We start from the raw sequence: 20545 nt of genomic DNA on the forward strand, positions 1-20545 counted from the left end.
GAAATAGCGTCTCGACGTGAGTAGGGGAGCCGGTCATGTCCCTGCGTTTCGATCGCTCCGCCTGGAAACGGGAGACAAATTCATCTCAGTTCCCGAACCTTTGAATAGTGGTATGTGGTGTCGTGGCGTATGGTTGTCAGTATCTCAGAGGAACGGTTCGCGGACGTGCCGAACTTCGACTACGAGCCGCAGTACGTCGATATCGGCGAGTTAGACATGGCATACGTGGAAACGGGCGGTAGCGAGGGCAGCGGCGATGCCGAGGAGACGTTCCTCTGTCTCCACGGCGAGCCGACGTGGTCGTTCCTCTATCGGAAGATGATGCCCACCCTGGCCGAACGCGGTCGCGTCGTCGTCCCCGATCTGATCGGCTGCGGTCGCTCCGATCGGTACGAGGACCGCGACGCGTACTCCGTCGAGATGCACTACGACGCGCTCCGGACGTTCGTCGAAGAACTCGAGCTGACGAATATCACGCTCGTCTGTCAGGACTGGGGCGGCGTCCTCGGACTCCCGCTCTCGACCCACGAGCCCGAGCGATTCGCACGTCTCGTTCCGATGAACACCGGCGTGCCGGACGGCACACAGGAGATGAGCGACAGGTGGCACGAGTTCGCCGAAATGGTCGCGACCGCCGACGATCTCGACATCGGCAGACTCGTCCGGAACGGCTGCTACCGGGACCTCTCGGAAGAGGTGATCGACGCCTACCGCGCCCCGTTCCCCGACGAGCGATACATGGCCGCTGCGCGGACGTTCCCCGGCCTCGTCCCCCAGTCGCCCGACGATCCAGGGGCGGACCTGCTGGCGGAAACCCGAGACCGGCTCGGCGAGTGGGAGAAACCGGCGTTCGTCCTGTTCGGGCGGGAGGACCCGATCACGTCCCACGACCGCGACCCGCTCCGGCACCACATCCCGACCGCGAGCGAGCAGCCCGATATCTGGATCGACGAGGCCGCCCACTTCTTACAGGAAGACGCCGGTGTGGAAATCGCCGAACACATCGTCGACTTCGTCGATCGAACGTCATCGGCCCGCTAGCAGACGGGGTCTCGATTGCGCTCAGCGCGGTGTCCCCACGTCCGACTTCTCGAGGCTGCGCCGGTTCCGCGTGCTCGTCTGCGTCGCGCTCGAGGCGCTCGCCGTCTATCGACGCCTCGAGGGATCTGATCTGCCCTGTTATCGTCTCGCACGTATCCCCGCGAATACGATAGTTCGCACTGGTACCGCCCGTCCGTGCCGGTCGTCGAGTTTGGACCCGTTCTATCGTCACCCGTGATTGTCCGTATCGGCATACGAGACCCTATTCAACTGCCCAGTTGTCAACTTCCGCGACCGTCGAACCCGCCTGACGGCCAGTACACTAATGCATTACTTCTCTCATCTATCGTGACTGAGAAAATTCCAAAAATTAAAGTCGCGTGATTATCCACTAGCACAGAAGCGAGAGTATGACAGAGAGTACAACGGACAATCCGGGCGACGGGGCACTCGAGGTGGGCTCGAGCGTCGACGACCTGTTCGGGGACGTCGAGACCGGCGGCGATTCGGGGGACGAACGCCGGGACGAAACGGCGGACGGGGATCGAGCCGATGACGGGTCCGACGGCATCGAGGACAGGACGGCCGCCGATATCTTCGACCAGCTCCGCGCGGACGCGGCCGACGAGGGGGGTGCCGACGACGTGCTCGCGGACGAGAGTCCGGACGATATCATCGCGAGCGCGGACGAACCGGACCCCGAGCCGGCGACGCCGGTCGACGACGAGTTGCTGGCCGACGACGACGAACTGACGGATCTGCTCCTCACTGGACGCACGAAAGACCGGGAGTTCCTCTGGATCGATCCGAACGCCTCTGACGATTCGCGGGACGGCGAGACCAGCGACTCGGCCGCGCCTGAGGAAGGCACTGACGCGGTCGCCGAAGAACCGTCGGCCGTCGAGAGCGACGCCGAGACGGAGAACGACGCCCCGGTCTGGGATGGTGACGTCGACGAGGCGACCGCGAGCGATACCGAGGCCGTCGACGAGCCGTCCGAAAGCGATTCCGGCCTCGAGATCGAGTCAGACGACGGTCTCGAGTCCGACGCAGCCGATACGACGGACGTGACTGCGGAAGACACGACCGCAGCGGCCGATACCGATGACGCCCCAGAGGCGGAACCCGACTCGAGCACCGACGCCGTGGCGGACGACGATCGCGATGATCTAGAAGACGATACCGCGGCCGACGACGGCGACGACGCGGGCCTCGAGACCAGTTCGGACATCCAAACGGCCGGAGACGCGACAATCGACGATGGCGACGATGCCGAGACCGAGACGGAGACTGCTCCCGATCAAGCCGAGGCCGCGGCCGACGATGATGCGGACGCGACGGCAGCCGACGACCCGTCGTCGGGGCCGCTCGGCCGGCTTCGGTCGACGCTCGGCGGGTTGTTTTGAACTGCTCGACTCAGCGTCCCCGCTGACGAACCGGTAGCGATCGCGCGTTCCGGACTCGCGTCGATTCGAGCCACGTCAGCCCGACACGCTCCCGGATTCTCTCTTTCAGGCTCCGATCGGCCTCGAGCACACTCACGGGTCGGGATGCCACGCGAGTCCCGCTCGTCGAATCGCGTACGATTTCGCGCCGCACTCGGGACACTGCGTGCCGCCCGTCTCCGGATCGTCCGCTCGCTCCGGAATGGTGTGTTCGCGCCCGCAGTTTGCACACTCGAGCCAGACCGGCATACGGTCGAGTGACGTGCGGAGCGCCCGTGATCCTACTGCGCGAATACGACGGGCGTGCATTGCGAGTCACACAGCGGAGCGAGAGCTCAGTGGCTCGAGAACAGTGGCGATCGAGCCGAGTACAAAAGACCGCAAAACGGTCGGCCCGCGAACGCGGTCACGGACCGAGGCGGTCGCGAGATCGAAGCGTTACGAGAGGAACTCTTCGATGTGGTTGGCGACTTCTTCGGGGGTGTCGCCGACGGGGACGCCGGCGTCGTTGAGCGCCGAGATCTTGCTCTCTGCGGTGCCGGTACCGGAGCCGGAGACGATCGCACCGGCGTGGCCCATTCGCTTGCCCGGGGGTGCGGTGCGGCCGGCGATGAAGCCGGCGACCGGCGTGTCGACGTAGTCGTCGATGAACGCGGCCGCTTCCTCCTCGTCTTCGCCGCCGATCTCGCCGCACATGACGATGGCGTCGGTCTCGGGGTCGTCCTCGAACAGTTCGAGGGCGTCGACGAAGTCGGTGCCGATGATCGGGTCGCCGCCGATTCCGATGGCCGTCGTCTGACCGATGCCGCGAGAGGTCAGGCTATCGACGACCTGGTAGGTCAGCGTCCCGGAGCGGGAGACCAGCCCGACGTTCCCCTCCGAGAAGATGTTCCCGGGAAGGATGCCGAGTTTGGCCTCGCCGGGCGTGATGAGACCGGGACAGTTCGGGCCGATGAGCCGCGTGTCGGTCTCGGAGAGGCGCTTGTTGACTCGAGCCATGTCCTGGGTCGGGATGCCCTCCGTGATCGCGACCGCGAGGTCGAGATCGGAGTCGAGCGATTCGAAAACCGCGTCGCCGGCAAAGGCCGGCGGGACGAAGATGACCGAGGTGTCGGCGTTCTCCTCGTCGACGGCCTCGTGGACCGTGTCGTAGACCGGCACGCCGCTGACTTCCTGGCCGCCCTTGCCGGGGACCGCACCGGCGACGACGTTGGTGCCGTACTCCATCATCTGTTCGGCGTGGAACTTGCCTTCCCCGCCGGTGATGCCCTGTACCACGACGCGCGTGTCGTCGTCGACTAGTACGCTCATTGGTCGTTCACCTCCCCAGCGTACTCGACTGCACGCTGGACCGCGTCCTCGAGGGTCTGTTCGACCGTCACGAGGTCCTCGTTCAGAATCTCCATGCCTTCCTCCCAGTTGGTTCCGGCCAGTCGGACGACGACCGGCTTGGGGATCTCGTCGAACTGCTCGAGCGCCTCGTTGATACCGCGGGCGACCTCGTCGCCGCGCGTGATCCCGCCGAAGATGTTGAAGACGACCGAATCGACGTTATCGTCCGAGAACACCATGTCGAGCGCGTTCGAAATGCGCTCGGCCTTGGCGCCGCCACCGACGTCCAGGAAGTTCGCGGGCTGGCCGCCGTAGTGGTCGACCAGATCCAGCGTCGTCATCACGAGCCCGGCACCGTTGCCGATGATGCCGACGTTGCCGTCGAGACGGACGTAGTCGAAGCCGTACTCGTCGGCCTTCTGCTCGAGTTCGTCGCCGCCGGCTGCCTCCTCTTCCATCTCGGCGAGTTCGGGCTGGCGGAATAAAGCGTCCTCGTCGATGTTCATCACGGCGTCGGCCGCGATGACCTCGTCGTCGCTCGTGACCATCAGCGGGTTGATCTCGGCGTCGGCGCCGTCCTTGTCGTCCCAGAGCTGATAGAGCGTGGTGAGGACACTCGAGACGTCGCGCGCGATCGACTGATCGACGCCGGCGTCGTAGACGGCCTTCCGCGCTTGGTAGGGATGCATCCCGAAGGAGGGATCGATGTGTTCGCGGGCGATCGCTTCGGGATCTTCCTCGGCGACCTCTTCGATGTTGACGCCGCCCTTGGTCGAGACCATCGCGACGGGTTTGCCCTCGCCGCGGTCCATCGTGATCCCGACGTAGAGTTCGTTCACGAAGTCGACCGCTTCCTCGACGAGCACGCGGTCGACGTGATACCCCTTCAGATCCATCCCGAGGATGGAGTCGGCCGCCTCGCGGGCCTCCTCCTCGTCCTCGGCGAGTTTGATTCCGCCGGCCTTCCCCCGGCCGCCGACCTGTACCTGCGCTTTCACCGCTACTGGATACCCGATCTCCTCGGCCGCGGTGACGACGCCGTCGACATCGGAGGCGAGCTCCGAAGCCGGCGTCGGAATCCCGGCATCGGCGAAGACGTTCTTCGCCTGATACTCGTGTAATTTCATGCCATTTGAACGGCCGTTCCGACCTTGCTTAAATCCTGCCAGTTTCCACTCGCCGCGGGACATCAATCGACGTGTATCGACCCCATCGGGCCCGTCACCGCCATACCGTTTTTCTCGCCACCGTATTTCTGTGGGTTTTCAACCGAAGGTGGGTGTGACCTACCCGCACGTTCGGACTCGGCACCGAACCATCGCGGTGAGTAGTCGATTTTCCAATATCGTCCTTCGGAGCTATCTCTCGCAGGGCGGCCGGTTCGAGTCCGGGACTGCCGGAACCGTCCGACACAGCATTCAAACGTCACCTCTCCCTACTACCCCACGAGGCGCACCCGCTGTGACGAACCCCACCGCAACGCATCGGACGTCGGGTTGGGTGTCATCGGTGAAAACCGCCCTCCGTTTTCTCGTCCACAGCAACCTCTTCATCTCGCTCGCCACGGTCAGCGTCGTCGTCACGACCGTTCTTCTCGCGGAGCTTCCCCTCGAGCCCCTGCCGGTATTCATCGTCTTCGCGGCCACGATGTTCGTCTACACCGTCAACCGGTTCACCGACCTCGAGGAGGACGAGCAAAACGTCCCGCAGCGCGCGGCGTTTACGAAGCGGTACGGTCGGCTCTGGCTCGCGCTCGGGATCGCCCTCTACGTGACTGCGATCGGGATCGCCGTCGCGCTCGGACTGCCCGGCGCGGCGTACATGCTCCTCCCGCTCGCCGTCGTCCTCCTGTACTCCGTCGGCGGGGTCAAGCAAATCTTCCTCGTGAAGAACCTCGTCGTCGGCCTCGCGTGGGGTGCGATTCCCCTCGGCGTCGGCTACTACTACGGCGAGTTGCGCTCGTCGGAAATCCTGTTTCTGTTCGCGTATATCACGACCATGATCACCATCGCCGCGGTGATCTTCGACGTCAAAGACATCGAGGGCGACCGCGCGGAGGGGATTCCGACGGTTCCCAACCTGTTCGGCCCGCGGTGGACCCGGCTCCTGTCGCTGTGTTCGACCGTCGCCGTCGCCGCGGCGGTCATCGCCCTCGTCAGCACCGGCGTGCTCTCCGGGACGTTCCTCGTCGTGCTCGCGATGAACGCCTACGTCTGTGCGTACATTCCCTTCGCGACCCCCGACCGCGGCCCGCTATACTACGGGTTCGTCGTCGACGGCGAACACGTCTTCCTCGCCGCCGTCGTGATGGCCCTCGAGTGGGCGGTCTGGTGACTGCCCATCGCAGTCGACATCCGATACCGATCGCGTCCGGGCGAGAGCGATACGTCGCTCGCCCGTTCGACCGCGGGTTTCGTATCCGGGTCAGAACGAAGAGATCGTGTGACCGGCCACGGCTACCCGGTAGTCACGACTGGGTGCAGCCGCTGCCGACGCCGTCGGCATCCGGAGACACGGTCAGTCCCGGTCGTCCTCGCTCCAGTCGCAGTCCTGGCACTTCCAGCCGGTAACGAGTTCGGTGACCGACGGCATGTACACTACTTTCAGTACGTTCCCGCCACAGTCCGGACACTCCTCGTCGGCCTCCTCGATCGAATCGACTTCCATCACGGAGTCGCCTTCGACCAGTTCCGCGAGTTTTTCGGCCGTAACCATTCGCCCCTGAACGACGCGATTCTCGCTCACACCCGGAGTACCGGACGCGACATCCTAAGCGTTTCCTGAATCGAATTCCGCGGAACGGAGCCGTTTCTCGAGGCCAACTCACTCGAAACGAAAGGCAGTCCCGGGGCGGGCCGGGACCGGCGTCGGCGTCGAGCGGTCTGCGTCGCGGCCCGTCGACGTGTCCTCCCCCATCCGCTGCCGTCAGCGCCGCGTGAACCACCACCTACCGCATCGGTACTCCGGTGCGAGGCCGTATCAGTGTACCCCGCACAGCATGTGCACGGCGTGCACGCGTCGGCTCGAGTGCGCCGACCGACGGACGGCGACCCGACCAACGAAGGGCTACGCCTCGAGATCGATCGCCGTCGCCTGCTCCGCGAGGGAGTCGAACCGGTCGATCGCCCACTCCCGGACTCCCGCGTCGGTCGACTCGAGGAGCGCCGTCGGGAGTCCGCTCTCGTCGTGGACGCCGATCTGGACGGCGTCGTCGACGATCCCGAGGTAGAACGAGATTTCGCGCTCGGCGACCGAGACGGTAACCGAGTCGGCGTCGGCGATCGCCGCGAACGGATCCGCGACCGATGGTTCCGTCCGCAACGTCTCCGCGACCGATTCCGTGACGATCAGTTCGAAGACCGCACCCGATTCGATGGCTTCCCTCGCCCGCTCGAGCGGGGTGGCTCCGGTCGCCGGCAGTACCACTCTGGCGCGTATCGCATCGGCGAGACTCGCCGCGTGGTATTCGACCGGCCCGTACGGGTTCGCCGTGGTGGATTCGACGACCGTCGCGTCGACCAGCCGTTCGGTGTCGAACGCGAGTTCCGTCGCCGGAACCCGCTCGAGTACCGGACGCAGGCGCTCCGCGGCGTCGACCCGTTCGAGGGCCGTCGAGAGGCCGCTCGTCGCGAGCGAGCCGGCCGACGTGAGTTCGTAGCACCGGTCGCGCTCGCGGATCAGCCCCCGCTCTCGCAGCCCCGCCAGGTTCCGTTGCAGCGTCGTTCGCACGACGTCGACCTCGGTTCGCAACGCGTCTCTGGAAACGGCACCCTCCGCGGACAGCGTCTCGAGGATCCGCACTCGGCTCGGCGAGCGCGCCACGTACTCGAGCGTCTCGATCGCGTCCCCCGTTCGATCGGTCATCACGTCTGGTCCTCCGAGCGAACCTACTTTATCGCACTGGCCCCGCGGGCGGTACTCGCCGGGACGGCGTCGGGACGGCAGCCGCGAGCGACCGCGATCCCGACCGGCCTGTGTCTGCGGGCACAACCGTATAGAACGTCACGGCCGAAGACCGGGGTATGGAGACGCGATGGGCGACCGTCGACGGCGTTACCCTCGAGCTACCGGCCGACAGTACCGTCAGCGAACTCCGAGACGCACTCTACAAACCCGACGACGCGGCGTTAATCGCGGTGACGGGTGACCTCGTCTCGGTCGTCCACGACGAGGACCAGCCGCTCTCCGAACTGGTCGCCGGCTGTGCGGACACCTACTACTTCCGCCGGCCGGACGAACCCGAACGGAACGAGGTACTGGCCGCACCGGAACTCGAGAACGCGATGGAGGGGCCGAGAGACGGGAGCAGAACAGCCGAGACGACGTTCCAGCGCCCCGGAATCGACCACTGAGAATTAGACGGTTTCGACCCGGTCGCCGACGCGAAGCGTGGTCCCGCGGTCGCGCTCGGCGACGCGCGTGATGATCATCAGCGAGTAGTAGTGATCGAACGCGGCCGCGTCGGCCCAGTCCGGGAACGTTTCCTCTCGCTTCCGGACGAACCGCTCCTGAAACTCCGCGATCGGCTCCCCGGTATCGGGATCGCGTTGGGGCACGACACAGCGCCCACAGGGCGTGACACCCTCGAATCGAACGCCGCCGATTTCGAACGCCGGCGCGTCCTCACCGACGAACCGGTCCTCCCAGAAGGGGTCGACGCCGGACACCTCGATGTTCGCCCGAATTCGCCGCCGCGCGCCCTCGACGGTCATCCCGTCGAACCACGACGCGACGGTCTCGAGCGTCGCCGTACTGACCACGGAGGGCCCCATCTCGCGCCGATCGACGAACCCGAGCGACGCGTCCCGCTCGAGCGAGAGATCCGCGTCGAAGAACTCGCTGAACCACGCCGCCGCGGTCTCGCGGTCGGCATCGAGGTCGAACCGACGGGGCTCTCCCTCCGGCGGATCGACCGTGAGGACGGTCGTCTCGGGATCGAAATCGGTGTCGAGAACGTGTACTCGGTCGGTCCGTTTGCCGTTGAGCACGTCGCCGTCCGCGTCGAACAGGGCGAACTCCCTGTCGTGGGCCACCGTCCCGCCCTCGAGCACCGGGGCCGCCTCGAGATCGATCCCGTCGAGTCCCTTCACCGGATACGCGCGAAGCCGCTCGAGTTCTGCCATCGGCGGTACGTATCAGCCGAGACACCATTAGTCTTCGTTCGAACGAAATCGGATCGCAACGGTCGAACGCCACGCCGGCGTCGTCCGCCGATCGACGGCCGGAAGCCCGGTCGTCCGAACGGGCCGTCAATCGATCGTCACGACGGGGGTATCGCTCTCGTCGAACTCGATCGTCACCTGATGGTCGGCGTACGTAAAGCCGACGTGGCCGGACCGGCGACCGCCCGACTCCGTGGTCGCGAAGAGCGCTGTGAGTGCATCGGGATCGACCGCGTCGAACAGCGGCGGTAACGAGAGTGGATCGACCCCCTCGAGCGCCGCGACGCCGGTAACGATCCGCTCGTGCACCTCGTCGGTGTCGACCGCGAGGGATTGTTTCATTGCCATCTACCGCTACACCGCTGTATTAATAGCTTTCGAAGCGTTAGTGGCGGTAAATTATAACCGATGGAAATTGGGGGGCATCGATTTCCGAGAGCGTTCGCCAACGAAACGGCGAAAACCTGCCGGGCGAGACCGGTGATGCGGGACGACACGATCGCGAGCGCTCACTCGTCCGCTCGCGCTCGCCGTCGATCACTCGTCGGTCGATTCGGTTTCGGTAGCCGTTCCGCCATCCCCGTCAGCGTCGGGGAAGTGCCCGCGTACGCCAACGTCGGTCCTCGCGAGGCTCGGCTCCGCGGCCGTCTCGTCCTGCAGGAAGGTCCCGTACGCGAAGTTCGCGATGTACAGCGAGGTCGCCGTCTCCTCGGTCGTCCCGAAGTGAACGTCGGCGGGGAAGTCGAGTCCCTCGCCGGCGACGACCGTCTCGATCTCGTGATCCGGCGTCACGCGCGCGATCTCGTTTTGGGCGTTTACCGCCACGTACAGCGATCCCTCCTCGTCGAACGTCATCCCGTCCGCGCCGACGAGTCCCTCGTCCTGCACGACGGTTTCGGGGTCGCCAGCATCGCCGTCCTCGACCGGGACGCGGATGATCGACCCCGCGTTGAGGTTATCGACGTAGACGTCGCCGTCCGGATGCACGGCCAACCCGTCCGCGCCGACCGGGGTTTCGGCCGACATGTCCGGCTCGAGCGACCCGTCCGTGACCCACTGCTCGGCCTCACCGTCGGTCGTCACGCGCCAGATCGCGCCGCCGAGGTGATCGGAGACGAGGAGCGCGTCCGAGTCGGTCGGATCGGGAATAATTCCGTTCGGCGTCGTCTCGTCGGCCGGGAGTTCCGCGATCCGTTCGGGCTCGCTGTCCGCCGCGACGCGCCACACGCCGTGGGTCTCCGGTTCCCCCGAGCCGTTCGCGGCGTAGAGGTCGCCGCCGAGCACCGTGATCCCGAGCAAGAGTCCCTCCTCGCCGGTCTCGATCGTCGCGAACGTCGATTCGTTCCCGTCGGCGTCGACCGCCCGAATCTCGCCCGACGGCCCCATACTCAGGTAGGTGGTTCCCGCCGAATCGATCGCGAGGTTCTCGGGCATCGCCGGCGGCTCGAAGTCAGCGACGATCTCGAGGTCACCGTCCGCGCCCGTCTCGTCCTGTCTCCCGAATACCCCGGTCGGAACCGCTGCCAGCGCTCCCGCCGCGGCGATACCTCCGATTACCGATCGACGAGATACCGCCGATCGAGCGCCGCTGCCGACTATCGTCTCGAACACGTTGTCATTAGTCATGGTGCTGCGACGGACCGGACCACCCGAAATCCGGTAAAGCGCGTCAATCGTTTCTCGACAAATCGATCGGTTACCCGCTGTTACAGGCGTGCAAAATAGTGTTAGATCACTTCCACGATTCATTATCACCGATCGGCACGGACGGGATGTGGCGCGAACACCCACCGGCTACCGAACCGACAGGTCGTCGCCCCCGCTCGGCTCGGTGAACTCGAGTTCGATCTCGAGTTCGCGCTCCCGTTGCTCGGCGAACTCGATCTCGACCTCGACGGGATCGCTGTAGTCGAAGGGGATCTCCCACTCCGACGCGGAGATCGTAAACGAGGTCCCGGCCTCGAGTTGGTCGGCGAGGTCGTGGAGGAACGCCGCCGTCTCCTCGCGGGAGAGGTACACCTCCTGTTCGAAGAAGCCGCTGGTGATCGTCCGGCGGTCGCTGGTCCGCTCGTCCGGAAAGTCGACGCGGTCGCTCATGGGACTGACTGGCACGCCAACGGAGATAAAGCCCCGTTCACGCGGTTCGATACGTCGGCTAGGGGCCTCGAGCCGCGAATCTAGCGCGATCGCCGAAACCCTTCTTGTGCGAAGCGCGCGATATCTAGTGCTATGGACCTGCTCGACGCGCTGGGCAACGGGACGCGCCTCGCCATCCTCAGGGAACTCTCGCGGGAGCCGATGTACGTCTCGGAACTCGCGGAGGCGACCGGAACGGACGGCAAGACGGCCGTCCACCACCTCTCGACGCTCGAGGAGGCCGGGCTGGTCGCTCACTACCGGCGCGGCAACCGGAAGTACTACGAACTCGTCCGCAACGTCGAGTTACGGGTCGCGCCGCCGCCAGAGCGGACGTTCATCCTGCAGGCCGACGAGGTCGACGGGGCCGATCGGCTCGCGCGCGACTGATCGAACCGCCGTCCGCCGTCGACGGGGAGCCGGCGGTCCGATCGCTCGAGCGTGTATACATTTCCCACGGCAATCCATCCCCGCCCTGTTAGCTATATGTGAACAGCTACCGTGAATCGGGGACATGATCGAAGCGGCCGTCGAGAGCGTCGTCGAAGCGCGGGGGCTGTGGGTCGCGTACCTCGTCCTCGCCGTCGGCGCGATCGTCCTGACCTACAGCGTCGAAAAACTCATCAGTTACCTCACGCGGGCGGCGCTGGGCTTGGGCGTCTCGATATTCGCGCTGGCGATCGTCTTCACCGGGATCGAGTTCGACGACACCGTCGTCGCGCTCGTGTTCGGTGCCGGCGAACTCGAGCAGGTCGCACTCGGTACCGCGCTCGGGACCGCCCTCGCGATCACCGGCATCACGCTGGCCGTCGCGGCGATCTACAGACCGTTCCCGGTCGAGGTCCCACGCGACTACCTGCTCCTCCTCGTGGTCTCGCCGCTGCTTTTGGTCCCGTTCGTCGTCGCCGAGACGCTCACGCTCGGCCACGGACTCGTCCTCACCGGCGTTTTCGTCGCGCTCTTCGGCTACATCGTGCTCCGAGAGATACAGCGCGACGTTCCCGTCTTCAGGGACTCGGAGATCGCGGAGCGAATCGAGGCCGACGGCGGCGTACCGATCGACGAACTCGCCATCGGCGATGTCGACAGCGGGACCGTCCTCGAGAATATCCCCGAAGACCGGTACGTCGCCGAACGGCGCTACGAGGGCGTCTTCTGGCTCGGGTTCGCCGGCGTCGCGCTGATCGGCGTGATGGCCGGCGCGATGCTCCTCGAGACGGGCTCGGAGGCGATCATCGAATCGTGGGGGATCGAGGAGACCGTCTTCGGCGCGACGGTGCTGACGCTCGTGTTGACCGTCGAGAACCTGCTGTTGACGATCGAGCCGGTCCGCCGCGGGATCCCGGAGATCGGCATCGGTCACGTCATCGGGAGCGTCATCTTCTCGGTGACGGCCAACGTCGGGGTCATCACGTACGTCGCCGACGTGACGATTCCGCGGGCGGTCCTTGCCTTTCATCTGCCCGCCGTCGTCGTCCTCACGACCGTCGCCGCCGCCGTCATCTCGACCGGCCGAATCCGCCGCCGTCACGGCTACGCGCTCGTCGGCCTCTACGTCGCCTACTGGCTGTGCTCGCTCCTCGTCTTCGGCGGCATCCCGATTCCCGAAGCGCTCTGAGCGCTGAACGGGCGCGCGTTCACTCGACCCCCTCGGAGATCGACACTTGGTAATAAGTGCCATAGCAGTGTAGACGCGGGGACATGGTCGTTCCGAGCTCCCCGATAGCCCTCGTCGGGCTGTTTCTCGTCGGCGTCGTGCTGGTGATCTGGTGCGTGGAGGTCTTCATCGAGGCCGTCGCCCAGAGCGCCGTCTCGCTCGGGATTTCCGGCTTCTTTCTCGCGGTCGTGTTAGCGGGTGTCGACCTCGAGAACGCCGTTCTCGGCGTGACCGCCGCGTTCGTCGCCCTTCCCGACCTCGCGCTCGGGACGGTGTTCGGCGAATCGCTGTTCGTCCTCGCCGTCGCCGTCGGGCTCGCGGGGATCCTCGTTCCGTTTCGGATGGACGTTCCGCGGCTGTATCTGCTCGTGCTCGTTCTCGTCCCCGTCCCGGCGTTCGCGATGTCGATCGACGGAACGATCGACCCGCTCGAGGGGGCTGCGCTCCTCGCCCTGTTCGTTCCGCTGCTCTCGGCCATCTTCTGGCGCGAGCGGCGTTCCGAAACGACGTATCTGCTCGCGGACGAGGTACAGGAGGTGGTCGGACTGGAGACCGAACCGGATGCGGGGACCGGCACGGGAACGAAAGCGGTAAACGGCGGCGACGAACCCGACGGGCGAGTGAATCGGGCGCTCGACCCGAACTTCGACCTCGATTTCGACCTCGACGATCTCGTCCCGTCGTTCGAGCATCGAAGCGGCCTCTTCAATCTGGGCGTGGCCGTCCTCGCGACGATCGGGCTAACGATCGGGTCCGGCATTACGGTGGTCAGCGCCGAAGGGATCTTCGTCGCGCTCGGGATCTCGGGGCTGGCGTTCGGCGCGACGGTGTTGAGCTTCATCGCTTCGATCGAGGAGTTAGCGCTCACCGTCGAGCCGGTGCGGCGGAACCGGCCGGAACTCGCCGTCGGAAACGTCGTCGGCAGCACCGTCTTCTACATGACGGCGAACGTCGGAATCATCGCGGTGCTCCACCCGATCGCGAGCGGCGGCGACGTCCTGACGGTCCACTGGCCGTTCCTCGCCGGCTGCCTGCTCGTCGTGACGGCCATGCTCGCGCGGGGTCGCGTCACCCGCGTCGGCGGGGTCGTCCTGTTCGGTCTCTACGTCGCCTACTGGATCGCGAACTACGCGTAACCGAGACCTCCTCGCTCGAGCCGAAAGACGATGTTAGGACGTCCTAAGCAGTGATTGCGGACCCGTATTTCGAACAAGTCGATCTTGAGCGGGGAACGATCGAACCGGTTTATTGCCGGATGTCAACACCACGCTACCCGGTACGCGGGCGGACGCAGGGGTCGAGATCCGCGATCCGACACGGCGTACTACTGAGAGACTATGACACGAAACGACGATTCCAAACGGGCGACCTCGAGGCGAACGGTCCTCCGATCGACTGCGGCGCTTTCCGTGGCCGGCCTCGCGCTACCAGCGGCGGCACAGGAGGACGCCATCACCGGCGAGATCGAACTCGGCGGGCGAACGAGCGGCTGGCTCGGCGTCTCGCCGGAGCCGATCGCGGACGAACGCAATCCGACGCTCCAGTTGGTCGCCGGCGAGGAGTATACGCTCACGTGGGAGAACCAGGACGGTGCCGGACACAACTTCATCATCGAGGGCGAATCCGAGGAGGAAAACTACGTCGCGACGGACGTCCTCGCGGACGCGGGCGAAACGCAGACCGTCGAGTTCACCGCGGAGGAGGGGATGTCGACGTACTACTGCGGCCCGCACCCGCAGTCGATGCGCGGCGATATCGAGTTCGTCGACGACGCGGCCGGCGGCGAGGAAACCGGCCAGTCCGACCAACTCATCGGCGAGGGACCGGCGGTCGGCCTCGAGACGGTCACTGACGAACTGACCGCGCCGGTGACGCTGCAGGTCGCCGACGAGGAGGCCGATCGCCGCTTCATCGTCGACCAGACGGGGTACATCTACGTCCACGACGAGGACGGACTGCGGGAAGAGCCGTTCCTCGACATCACGGATCAGCTCATCGAGTTTCAGGACTTCGACGAGCGCGGCCTCCTCGGGTTGGCGTTCCACCCCGATTTCGAGGAGAACGGGCGGTTCTTCGTCCGGTATAGCTCGCCGCCGCGGGAGGGAACGCCGGAGGAGTACGATCACACGTTCGTCCTCTCGGAGTTCAGGACTGCCGGCGACGACCACCAGATGGCGGATCCCGACTCCGAACGGACGATCCTCGAGATCCCGGAGCCGCAGTTCAACCACAACTCCGGCACGATCGCGTTCGGTCCCGACGGCTACCTCTACGTCGCCACGGGCGACGGCGGCGGCGCGAACGACACGGACGAGGGCCACGTCGAGGACTGGTACGACGACAACGAGGGCGGCAACGGACAGGACACTGAGGAGACCCTCCTCGGCGGCGTCTTGCGGCTCGACATCGACGTCGAAAGCGACGAGCGAGCCTACGGAATTCCGGACGACAACCCGCTGGTCGATGCCGAAGGACACCGCGACGAGTACTACGCGTGGGGGATGCGCAACCCGTGGGGCGAATTCTCCTTTACCGGCGAGGGCGAGTTCCTGCTCGCGGACGTCGGACAGGAACTCTTCGAGAGCGTCAATCACGTCCAGCGCGGCGGCAACTACAGCTGGAACGTCAAGGAGGGGGCCCACTGTTTCAGTACGGAATCCCCCACGGAGCCGCCCGAGGACTGCCCCGACGAGGTCAGCGAGGACGCCGGCGACCCACGCGCCGGCGAACCGCTGCTCGATCCGGTCATCGAGTACCCCCACGAACGCGGCATCCTCGAGTCAGACGGTGCCGAGAGTGAAGGTGAGGACGGCGGCGGCGAGGACACCGGTGACGACGGGGCGATCGGCGTCTCCATTACCGGCGGTCACCTCTACGAGGGCGACGAGATCGACGAACTCGAGGGGACGTACGTCTTCGGCGACTGGAGCCAGGACGGCGAGGGGCCGGGAACGCTGTTCCTCGCCCGTCCCCAAGCGGGAGCGACCGACGGCGACGATGGCGACGGCGATGACCTCGAGGATATGTTCCTCGATCCGCCGACCGACGACGGCGGCAACGAAACCGAGACCGGCAACGAGACCGCCAACGAGACGGAGACCGGTACCGAGACGGAAAGCGACGCCGGCGGCGGGACGACGACCGGGGACGGACTGTGGCCCATCGAGCAACTGCAGGTCGAAGGCGAGGCCGCCGAAGACGGACGGCCGACCCAACTCGTCTACGGCTTCGGCCGGGACGCCGACGGCGAACTGTACGTCCTCACCACCAGCACGCCGACGGTCGAGGGCGACGGCGCGGTTCACCGGATCGTCCCGGCGGACGAGACGGGCGGCGAAACGGCCGGTGACGACGAATCGGAGACGGCCGACGAACCGGAGCCCGCCGAGGAAAACGAGACGGAAGTCGAGCGAGAGCCGGAAACCGAAGCGGAAGCTGAGGCGAACGGAAACGAGACGAACGAGACGACCGGAAACGAGACGACCGAGTCGTAATCGGCGACGATTCGCGACAACGGGCGTCGGCCACGGCTAGCCGTCGACTGGGACTCTTTTTCGAGTCGAAAAAAAACCGTAGATTCGATCGCTCACCTCCCGTCGAGGGCGCTATTCCTCGAGCGAGAAGACGGCGATCGTATTGCCCTCCTCGTCGACCTGATTTCCGCCGCCGCCGGGTATCGCGACGTACTGCTTGCCTTCGTTCGGATCGTACCAGCTCATCGGCGCTCCGTCGACGCCGTGATCGCCGACCTCGTGGGCGGCCAGCCGCTCGCCCGTCTCGGTGTCGAAGGCGTGGAGTTGCCCGGTCGGACCGCCGGCGAAGGTCACGCCCGTCGCGGTCGTCAGCGACCCGCCCCACGGCGGCCCCGCTCGCCAACTGAACCAGTTCTGCCATTTCACCTCGCCGGTGAGCGGATCGACCCCGGCGACGACGCCGGCCATCTGGTTCCACTCCGGCACTTCCTCGTCCTGGAACTGCTGGACCTCCTCGTCTTCTTCCTCCTCGTCTTCCGTGTCTTCCGTGTCTTCCTCCGCGTCTTCGTCGGCCGCCTCGCCGTCGTCGCGCTCCTGTTGTTCTTCGTGCAGTTCGTCCCCGCCGCCCCCGTCGTCTGCCGTCTCGTTTGCGGGCGTCTCGTCGCCCTCGCGCTGCTCGCCCACTTCCGCCTCTTCCGCGTCTGCTGCCCCCTCCTCGTCTTCGGGCGTCTCGTCGCCTTCCCGCTGCTCGCCCTCCTCCGCGTCGACCGGTTCCGTCTTCCGGACGGTGTCCATCCCGATGTAGGTCTGGCCGGCCTCGTAGTCCACTTCGAACCACGAGAACTTGATCGGGTAGTTGGTCCCCTTGACCACCAGCGTCCGCGTCTCGGGATCGTAGGCGCTGGGCTGGGGATTCGTCCCGCCGATGAGATCCGGCATGATCCACGGGGAACTCTCGAGGTCGTCGTACGGCGGCAGGTTGAACATGTTCAGGTGCTGGACGTACTCGTCGCTGCGCTGGTGGAGCTGTCCCGTCTCCATGTCGACCGTGTACACCCACCCCGTCTTGCCGGGCCACGTCGCGAACTTGCGGGTTTCGCCGTCGACCTCCGCGTCGAAGACGACCGGCGGGCTCGGCGAGTCGTAGTCCCACCAGTCGTGGGGCGAGTCCTGATGGTGCCACTCGTACTCGCCGTCCGCGGCGTTGACGGCGACTTTGCCACAGGAGTAGGGGTTGTAGCCGGGACGGACGGTACCGTACCACGGGCCGGGGTTGGCCGACGGAATGACGACCGATCCGTTCTCGGAGTCGATCGCGCCCGAGGCCCACGCGGTCGCGCCGCCGTGCTCCCACGAGTCGCCGACCCACTCGTGTTCGGGCGTCATATTGACCCGCCACTGCGGGTTCCCCTCGAGGTCGATCGCGTCGAAGAAACCGCTGACACCGAACTCGCCGCCGAAACTGCCCTTCATCAGCATGCCGTCGTAGATCAGCGGCGGGAACGACGACGTGGTCCCGCGGGATCGCTCCCAACTGAGTTCCTCGTGGACGAGGTCGTCGGCGACCTCGCCGCGGTAGGCGGCCGCGCCGTTGTAGTACCACCGCTCCTCGCCGGTGTAGCGGTCGATGGCGATGACGCCGAGATCGAGGGTGCTCTTGTAGACCGTGTCACCGAGGACGGCGGGCCCGCGTTCGGCCGGCGGCGTCTCGTCGGACGCGCCGTCCTGATTTTCATAGAAGTGCGTCCACAGGACCTCGCCCGTCCGCGCGTTGATCGCGTACAGCATGTCCGGCCCGACGGTGGTGTACATGATCGGCGGATCGCCGCCGACGACGACCGGCGAGCCCTGGAAGTCGTTCGGGTCGTCCGCGACCTCGAGTCGATACTCGGCCTCGAGTTGGTCGACGTTCTCGGGCGTGATGACGTCGGCCGTCGTGTGGCGCTGTGCCTCGTAGGACCCGCCCATGATGAGCCAGTCCGTCGGTTCCTCGCCCGTCTGCTGGAGGTCGTCTTCGGTGACGTCTACTTCCGGAATCTGATCGATATCGCCCTGTTCGACGGTCGATTCACCCGGTTTTTCGTTCCACGGTGCGTCTTCTGGCAGTTCGACGAGGTGTGATTCGTAGGTCATGTTGTCAACACCTGATTAGTTCGATGCCGGGTTCCGTGGCGCACGCTTGTCGTCCGTGATCCGGATGACGTCGTTGATGAGGAACTCCTGGCTGATGATCATGATCGCGGTACTGGCGGTCGTCAGCGTCGTCAGGTGGTCGTCGGCGATATCACCGGCCGCGAGGTCGCGCGCAGCCGACCCCAGCAGGTAGTAGCCGCCGAGCATCGACTTGGTGTCCCACAACCCGCGATCGATCATCTCCTCGGTCACGAGCGGCGCTCGCTGCCAGAGATAGTGATCGAGCCCGTCGATCCACAGCAGCGATCCCTCCGCGGCCCGCTGGTGGAGCGGCGCGACGTACTCGTGGACGACGCCGTCGTCGACGGCCTCGGCCGGCGGATAATCCGGCGTCGCCATCCACCACGAGAGCTGCTCGCGCGAGTTCACGATGTTCGTTACCAGCGCCGTCTGTTCCTCCGTCGCGAAGCCGATCTCCGAAAGCGTCGCCGGCAGTGCGTCGATGTGTAACAACTGCCGTGTCGTCTCCTCGATGTGCGCCGGTTCGAACGCCGGCAGGTTCGCCTCCGCGCTCGCGAAGAAGCCCACCTCCGAGAGGTGATCGTTGATCGCCCACGCCGCCGTCGTCAGTTCCTGATACGCCGATGCGCCCTGCTCGGGAGTCCCCATCGCCGCTAGCTGCGGAAGCAGCTCGAAGCTCTCCTCGAGGGCTGCCAACTCTTCGTTCAACAGCGTTGCGTCGAGCGTTCCGGTCAGGCCACCACGGACCGCCTCTCCCATCTCGGCGAGCCCGCCGGCCGCGCCGCTTGAAACCTCCGCGCGGAGATCACGGAGCGTCGCACCGGCGACGGCCCCGCCGGCGATAACGCCGAGCGCTTGCAGGAATTCGCGACGGTCCTCGTCGCTCACTTCCCCGTAACTGTATCTGTCTTCTGGATTGGTACCATATGCCATGGCGCTTGCTCACTGACACCACCGCAGTCATTAGAAGCTTCTACAGTTGCGGGGTTTAGGGAATATTTCTTCGCAGTGGAGCGGGAGCGACAGTGCCACTCGATAGTCCCGGTATATGATGGGCGACGGCAAGCGGTGATTGAGACGCGGCTCGCGGGTAAACCGGCAATTGTTACCTCTCGAGCCGCAGTAATCACGAGCCGGGCGGCGGCCGAGGAGAGACACCGCTGGGGCGGTCGGGATATCCACGGGCGTAAGTCCGGTTTTCGCCGTGGCTCGAGGGAGAACCGTCGCTTACTCCGTGTCGAGTTCGAACTGTTCGTTCTCGCTGACGGCGTTGAGTACGATGCTCGTGTTCGACTGGTTGATGTCGGGATCGGTGATCAGCGTCTTGATCTGATCGTTCATGTCGTCCGTATCTTCGAACTTCCCGATGGCGATCACGTCGTAGTCGCCGGTGACCTCGTAGACGGAGATCATCTGGCGGTGATCTTTCAGCGTCTCGGTGATTTCGGGCAGGGCGTTCCCCTCGGCTTTGAGTTGCATGACGGCGGTCACGTCGTAGCCGACCTCGTCGTAGTCGATCTTCGGCGTATACCCCTCGATCACGCCCTCCTCCTCGAGATCGGAGAGGTGATTCGAGACGGTCGTCACGGAGACGTCAAGTTCTTCGGCGAGGCTGCGCAGGCTCGCGCGGCCGTCGTTGAGTAGTTCATTTACCAGATCCGAATCCAGATGTTCGTAGGTCATTGACTGGTATGACACACTCCACCTACTAGGAGTTTACGAATATCCAGTTCTATCCGCTTCCAGCGAGCCGGTGTTGCGATGTAGGTGGACAACGCTTGCAGAGGTGTGAATTACTGCAATCGAAGTGACTCACCGGCGACTGTTCAGAGCGGGCGTCTTTCCTCAGCATGGACAAAAGCGGACGCCGATCGTTGCATTCGGAGACTCGAGATTTCACGAAACGGTTCGTTCCCGCCATCACAAATCAAATATAATCATTCTCCGAGGGATGCAGCCTCTCTATTCAGCAGGCCGGTTGTATCAGCCACCGAGGATCTCACGAGTGCGACTGAGTCAAAACGGGCTGCCACCGATGCCACCTGAAGAGATTATCCCGCTTGACCACCGAGGACCGATATGCAGTGGTGCACCCAGTCAGCGAAATCGTCCGGGGCAGAAGGTGTAAGAGTCCGGAACCGAAGC

Annotated in this window: 20 protein-coding genes; 8 read left to right on the top strand and 12 right to left on the bottom strand. The window is 65.3% G+C overall.

Annotation, left to right across the window (positions count from 1 at the left end):
- Window positions 1-129 precede the first annotated feature (129 nt).
- Both ACT4ML_RS14455 and ACT4ML_RS14460 read left to right on the top strand, forming a co-directional pair.
- On the top strand, window positions 130-1041 hold the full coding sequence (locus ACT4ML_RS14455; RefSeq protein ID WP_444721494.1) for a haloalkane dehalogenase: 912 nt from the start codon (window positions 130-132) through the stop codon (window positions 1039-1041).
- Window positions 1042-1451: 410 nt separating this feature from the next.
- Window positions 1452-2447, top strand: coding sequence for a hypothetical protein (locus ACT4ML_RS14460; RefSeq protein WP_444721495.1), 996 nt, complete (start codon window positions 1452-1454; stop codon window positions 2445-2447).
- A 132-nt stretch (window positions 2448-2579) separates the two neighbouring features.
- On the opposite strand, the gene ACT4ML_RS14465 is transcribed toward ACT4ML_RS14460, so the two are convergent.
- The 3 genes from ACT4ML_RS14465 to sucC form a co-directional block, all read right to left on the bottom strand.
- Window positions 2580-2735, bottom strand: a complete 156-nt coding sequence (locus ACT4ML_RS14465; protein WP_444721496.1) for a hypothetical protein — start codon at window positions 2733-2735, stop codon at window positions 2580-2582.
- Between the two features lie 189 nt (window positions 2736-2924).
- Window positions 2925-3797, bottom strand: coding sequence for a succinate--CoA ligase subunit alpha (sucD, locus tag ACT4ML_RS14470; RefSeq protein ID WP_444721497.1), 873 nt, complete (start codon window positions 3795-3797; stop codon window positions 2925-2927).
- A complete protein-coding gene (gene sucC / locus ACT4ML_RS14475) occupies window positions 3794-4945 on the bottom strand; it encodes an ADP-forming succinate--CoA ligase subunit beta (protein WP_138244787.1) in 1152 nt (383 codons plus the stop codon). Before sucC ends, sucD begins: the two co-directional genes overlap by 4 nt.
- Window positions 4946-5318: 373 nt before the next feature.
- On the opposite strand from sucC, the gene ACT4ML_RS14480 reads away from it, so the two are divergent.
- On the top strand, window positions 5319-6152 hold the full coding sequence (locus ACT4ML_RS14480; RefSeq protein WP_444721498.1) for a UbiA family prenyltransferase: 834 nt from the start codon (window positions 5319-5321) through the stop codon (window positions 6150-6152).
- Between the two features lie 183 nt (window positions 6153-6335).
- Here the strand turns inward: ACT4ML_RS14480 and ACT4ML_RS14485 are convergent, their stop codons facing one another.
- Entirely contained in the window at window positions 6336-6563 is a 228-nt protein-coding gene (locus tag ACT4ML_RS14485; RefSeq protein ID WP_138244786.1) for a DUF5795 family protein, read from the bottom strand.
- Window positions 6564-6884: 321 nt separating this feature from the next.
- A complete protein-coding gene (locus ACT4ML_RS14490; protein WP_444721499.1) occupies window positions 6885-7682 on the bottom strand; it encodes a helix-turn-helix transcriptional regulator in 798 nt (265 codons plus the stop codon).
- A gap of 158 nt (window positions 7683-7840) precedes the next feature.
- Here ACT4ML_RS14490 and ACT4ML_RS14495 point away from each other — a divergent pair, with 158 nt between their 5' ends.
- The gene (locus ACT4ML_RS14495; protein WP_444721500.1) at window positions 7841-8170 is read left to right on the top strand and encodes a hypothetical protein; all 330 of its coding nucleotides are present in this window, start codon (window positions 7841-7843) and stop codon (window positions 8168-8170) included.
- A 3-nt stretch (window positions 8171-8173) separates the two neighbouring features.
- On the opposite strand, the gene ACT4ML_RS14500 is transcribed toward ACT4ML_RS14495, so the two are convergent.
- The 4 genes from ACT4ML_RS14500 to ACT4ML_RS14515 all read right to left on the bottom strand — a co-directional run bounded on the left by ACT4ML_RS14500 (window position 8174) and on the right by ACT4ML_RS14515 (window position 11077).
- Window positions 8174-8941, bottom strand: coding sequence for an MOSC domain-containing protein (locus tag ACT4ML_RS14500; RefSeq protein WP_444721501.1), 768 nt, complete (start codon window positions 8939-8941; stop codon window positions 8174-8176).
- 126 nt (window positions 8942-9067) lie between these two features.
- Window positions 9068-9322, bottom strand: coding sequence for a HalOD1 output domain-containing protein (locus ACT4ML_RS14505; protein ID WP_444721502.1), 255 nt, complete (start codon window positions 9320-9322; stop codon window positions 9068-9070).
- Window positions 9323-9517: 195 nt separating this feature from the next.
- Window positions 9518-10606 carry an SMP-30/gluconolactonase/LRE family protein gene (locus ACT4ML_RS14510; protein WP_444721503.1) on the bottom strand — a complete coding sequence of 363 codons (1089 nt, stop codon included), beginning with the start codon at window positions 10604-10606 and terminating at the stop codon, window positions 9518-9520.
- A 168-nt stretch (window positions 10607-10774) separates the two neighbouring features.
- A complete protein-coding gene (locus ACT4ML_RS14515) occupies window positions 10775-11077 on the bottom strand; it encodes an amphi-Trp domain-containing protein (protein ID WP_138244780.1) in 303 nt (100 codons plus the stop codon).
- Window positions 11078-11209: 132 nt separating this feature from the next.
- Here ACT4ML_RS14515 and ACT4ML_RS14520 point away from each other — a divergent pair, with 132 nt between their 5' ends.
- The 4 genes from ACT4ML_RS14520 (at window position 11210) to ACT4ML_RS14535 (ending at window position 16267) form a co-directional block, all read left to right on the top strand.
- The gene (locus tag ACT4ML_RS14520) at window positions 11210-11506 is read left to right on the top strand and encodes an ArsR/SmtB family transcription factor (protein WP_138244779.1); all 297 of its coding nucleotides are present in this window, start codon (window positions 11210-11212) and stop codon (window positions 11504-11506) included.
- Between the two features lie 124 nt (window positions 11507-11630).
- Window positions 11631-12734 (top strand): sodium:calcium antiporter, encoded by a 1104-nt coding sequence (locus tag ACT4ML_RS14525; RefSeq protein ID WP_444721504.1) that lies wholly within the window; start codon window positions 11631-11633, stop codon window positions 12732-12734.
- Window positions 12735-12817: 83 nt separating this feature from the next.
- Window positions 12818-13909, top strand: coding sequence for a sodium:calcium antiporter (locus ACT4ML_RS14530; protein WP_444721505.1), 1092 nt, complete (start codon window positions 12818-12820; stop codon window positions 13907-13909).
- Between the two features lie 201 nt (window positions 13910-14110).
- Complete coding sequence (locus ACT4ML_RS14535; RefSeq protein ID WP_444721506.1) at window positions 14111-16267, top strand: PQQ-dependent sugar dehydrogenase; 2157 nt, start codon at window positions 14111-14113, stop codon at window positions 16265-16267.
- 111 nt (window positions 16268-16378) lie between these two features.
- Here the strand turns inward: ACT4ML_RS14535 and ACT4ML_RS14540 are convergent, their stop codons facing one another.
- The 3 genes from ACT4ML_RS14540 to lrp form a co-directional block, all read right to left on the bottom strand.
- On the bottom strand, window positions 16379-18379 hold the full coding sequence (locus ACT4ML_RS14540; RefSeq protein WP_444721507.1) for a pyrroloquinoline quinone-dependent dehydrogenase: 2001 nt from the start codon (window positions 18377-18379) through the stop codon (window positions 16379-16381).
- Between the two features lie 15 nt (window positions 18380-18394).
- On the bottom strand, window positions 18395-19333 hold the full coding sequence (locus ACT4ML_RS14545) for a hypothetical protein (protein WP_444721508.1): 939 nt from the start codon (window positions 19331-19333) through the stop codon (window positions 18395-18397).
- A gap of 294 nt (window positions 19334-19627) precedes the next feature.
- A complete protein-coding gene (gene lrp, locus ACT4ML_RS14550; RefSeq protein ID WP_138244773.1) occupies window positions 19628-20083 on the bottom strand; it encodes an HTH-type transcriptional regulator Lrp in 456 nt (151 codons plus the stop codon).
- Window positions 20084-20545 lie beyond the last annotated feature (462 nt).

The organism is Natrinema sp. LN54, assembly GCF_052439245.1.
GTDB classification, from domain to species: domain Archaea; phylum Halobacteriota; class Halobacteria; order Halobacteriales; family Natrialbaceae; genus Natrinema; species Natrinema versiforme_A.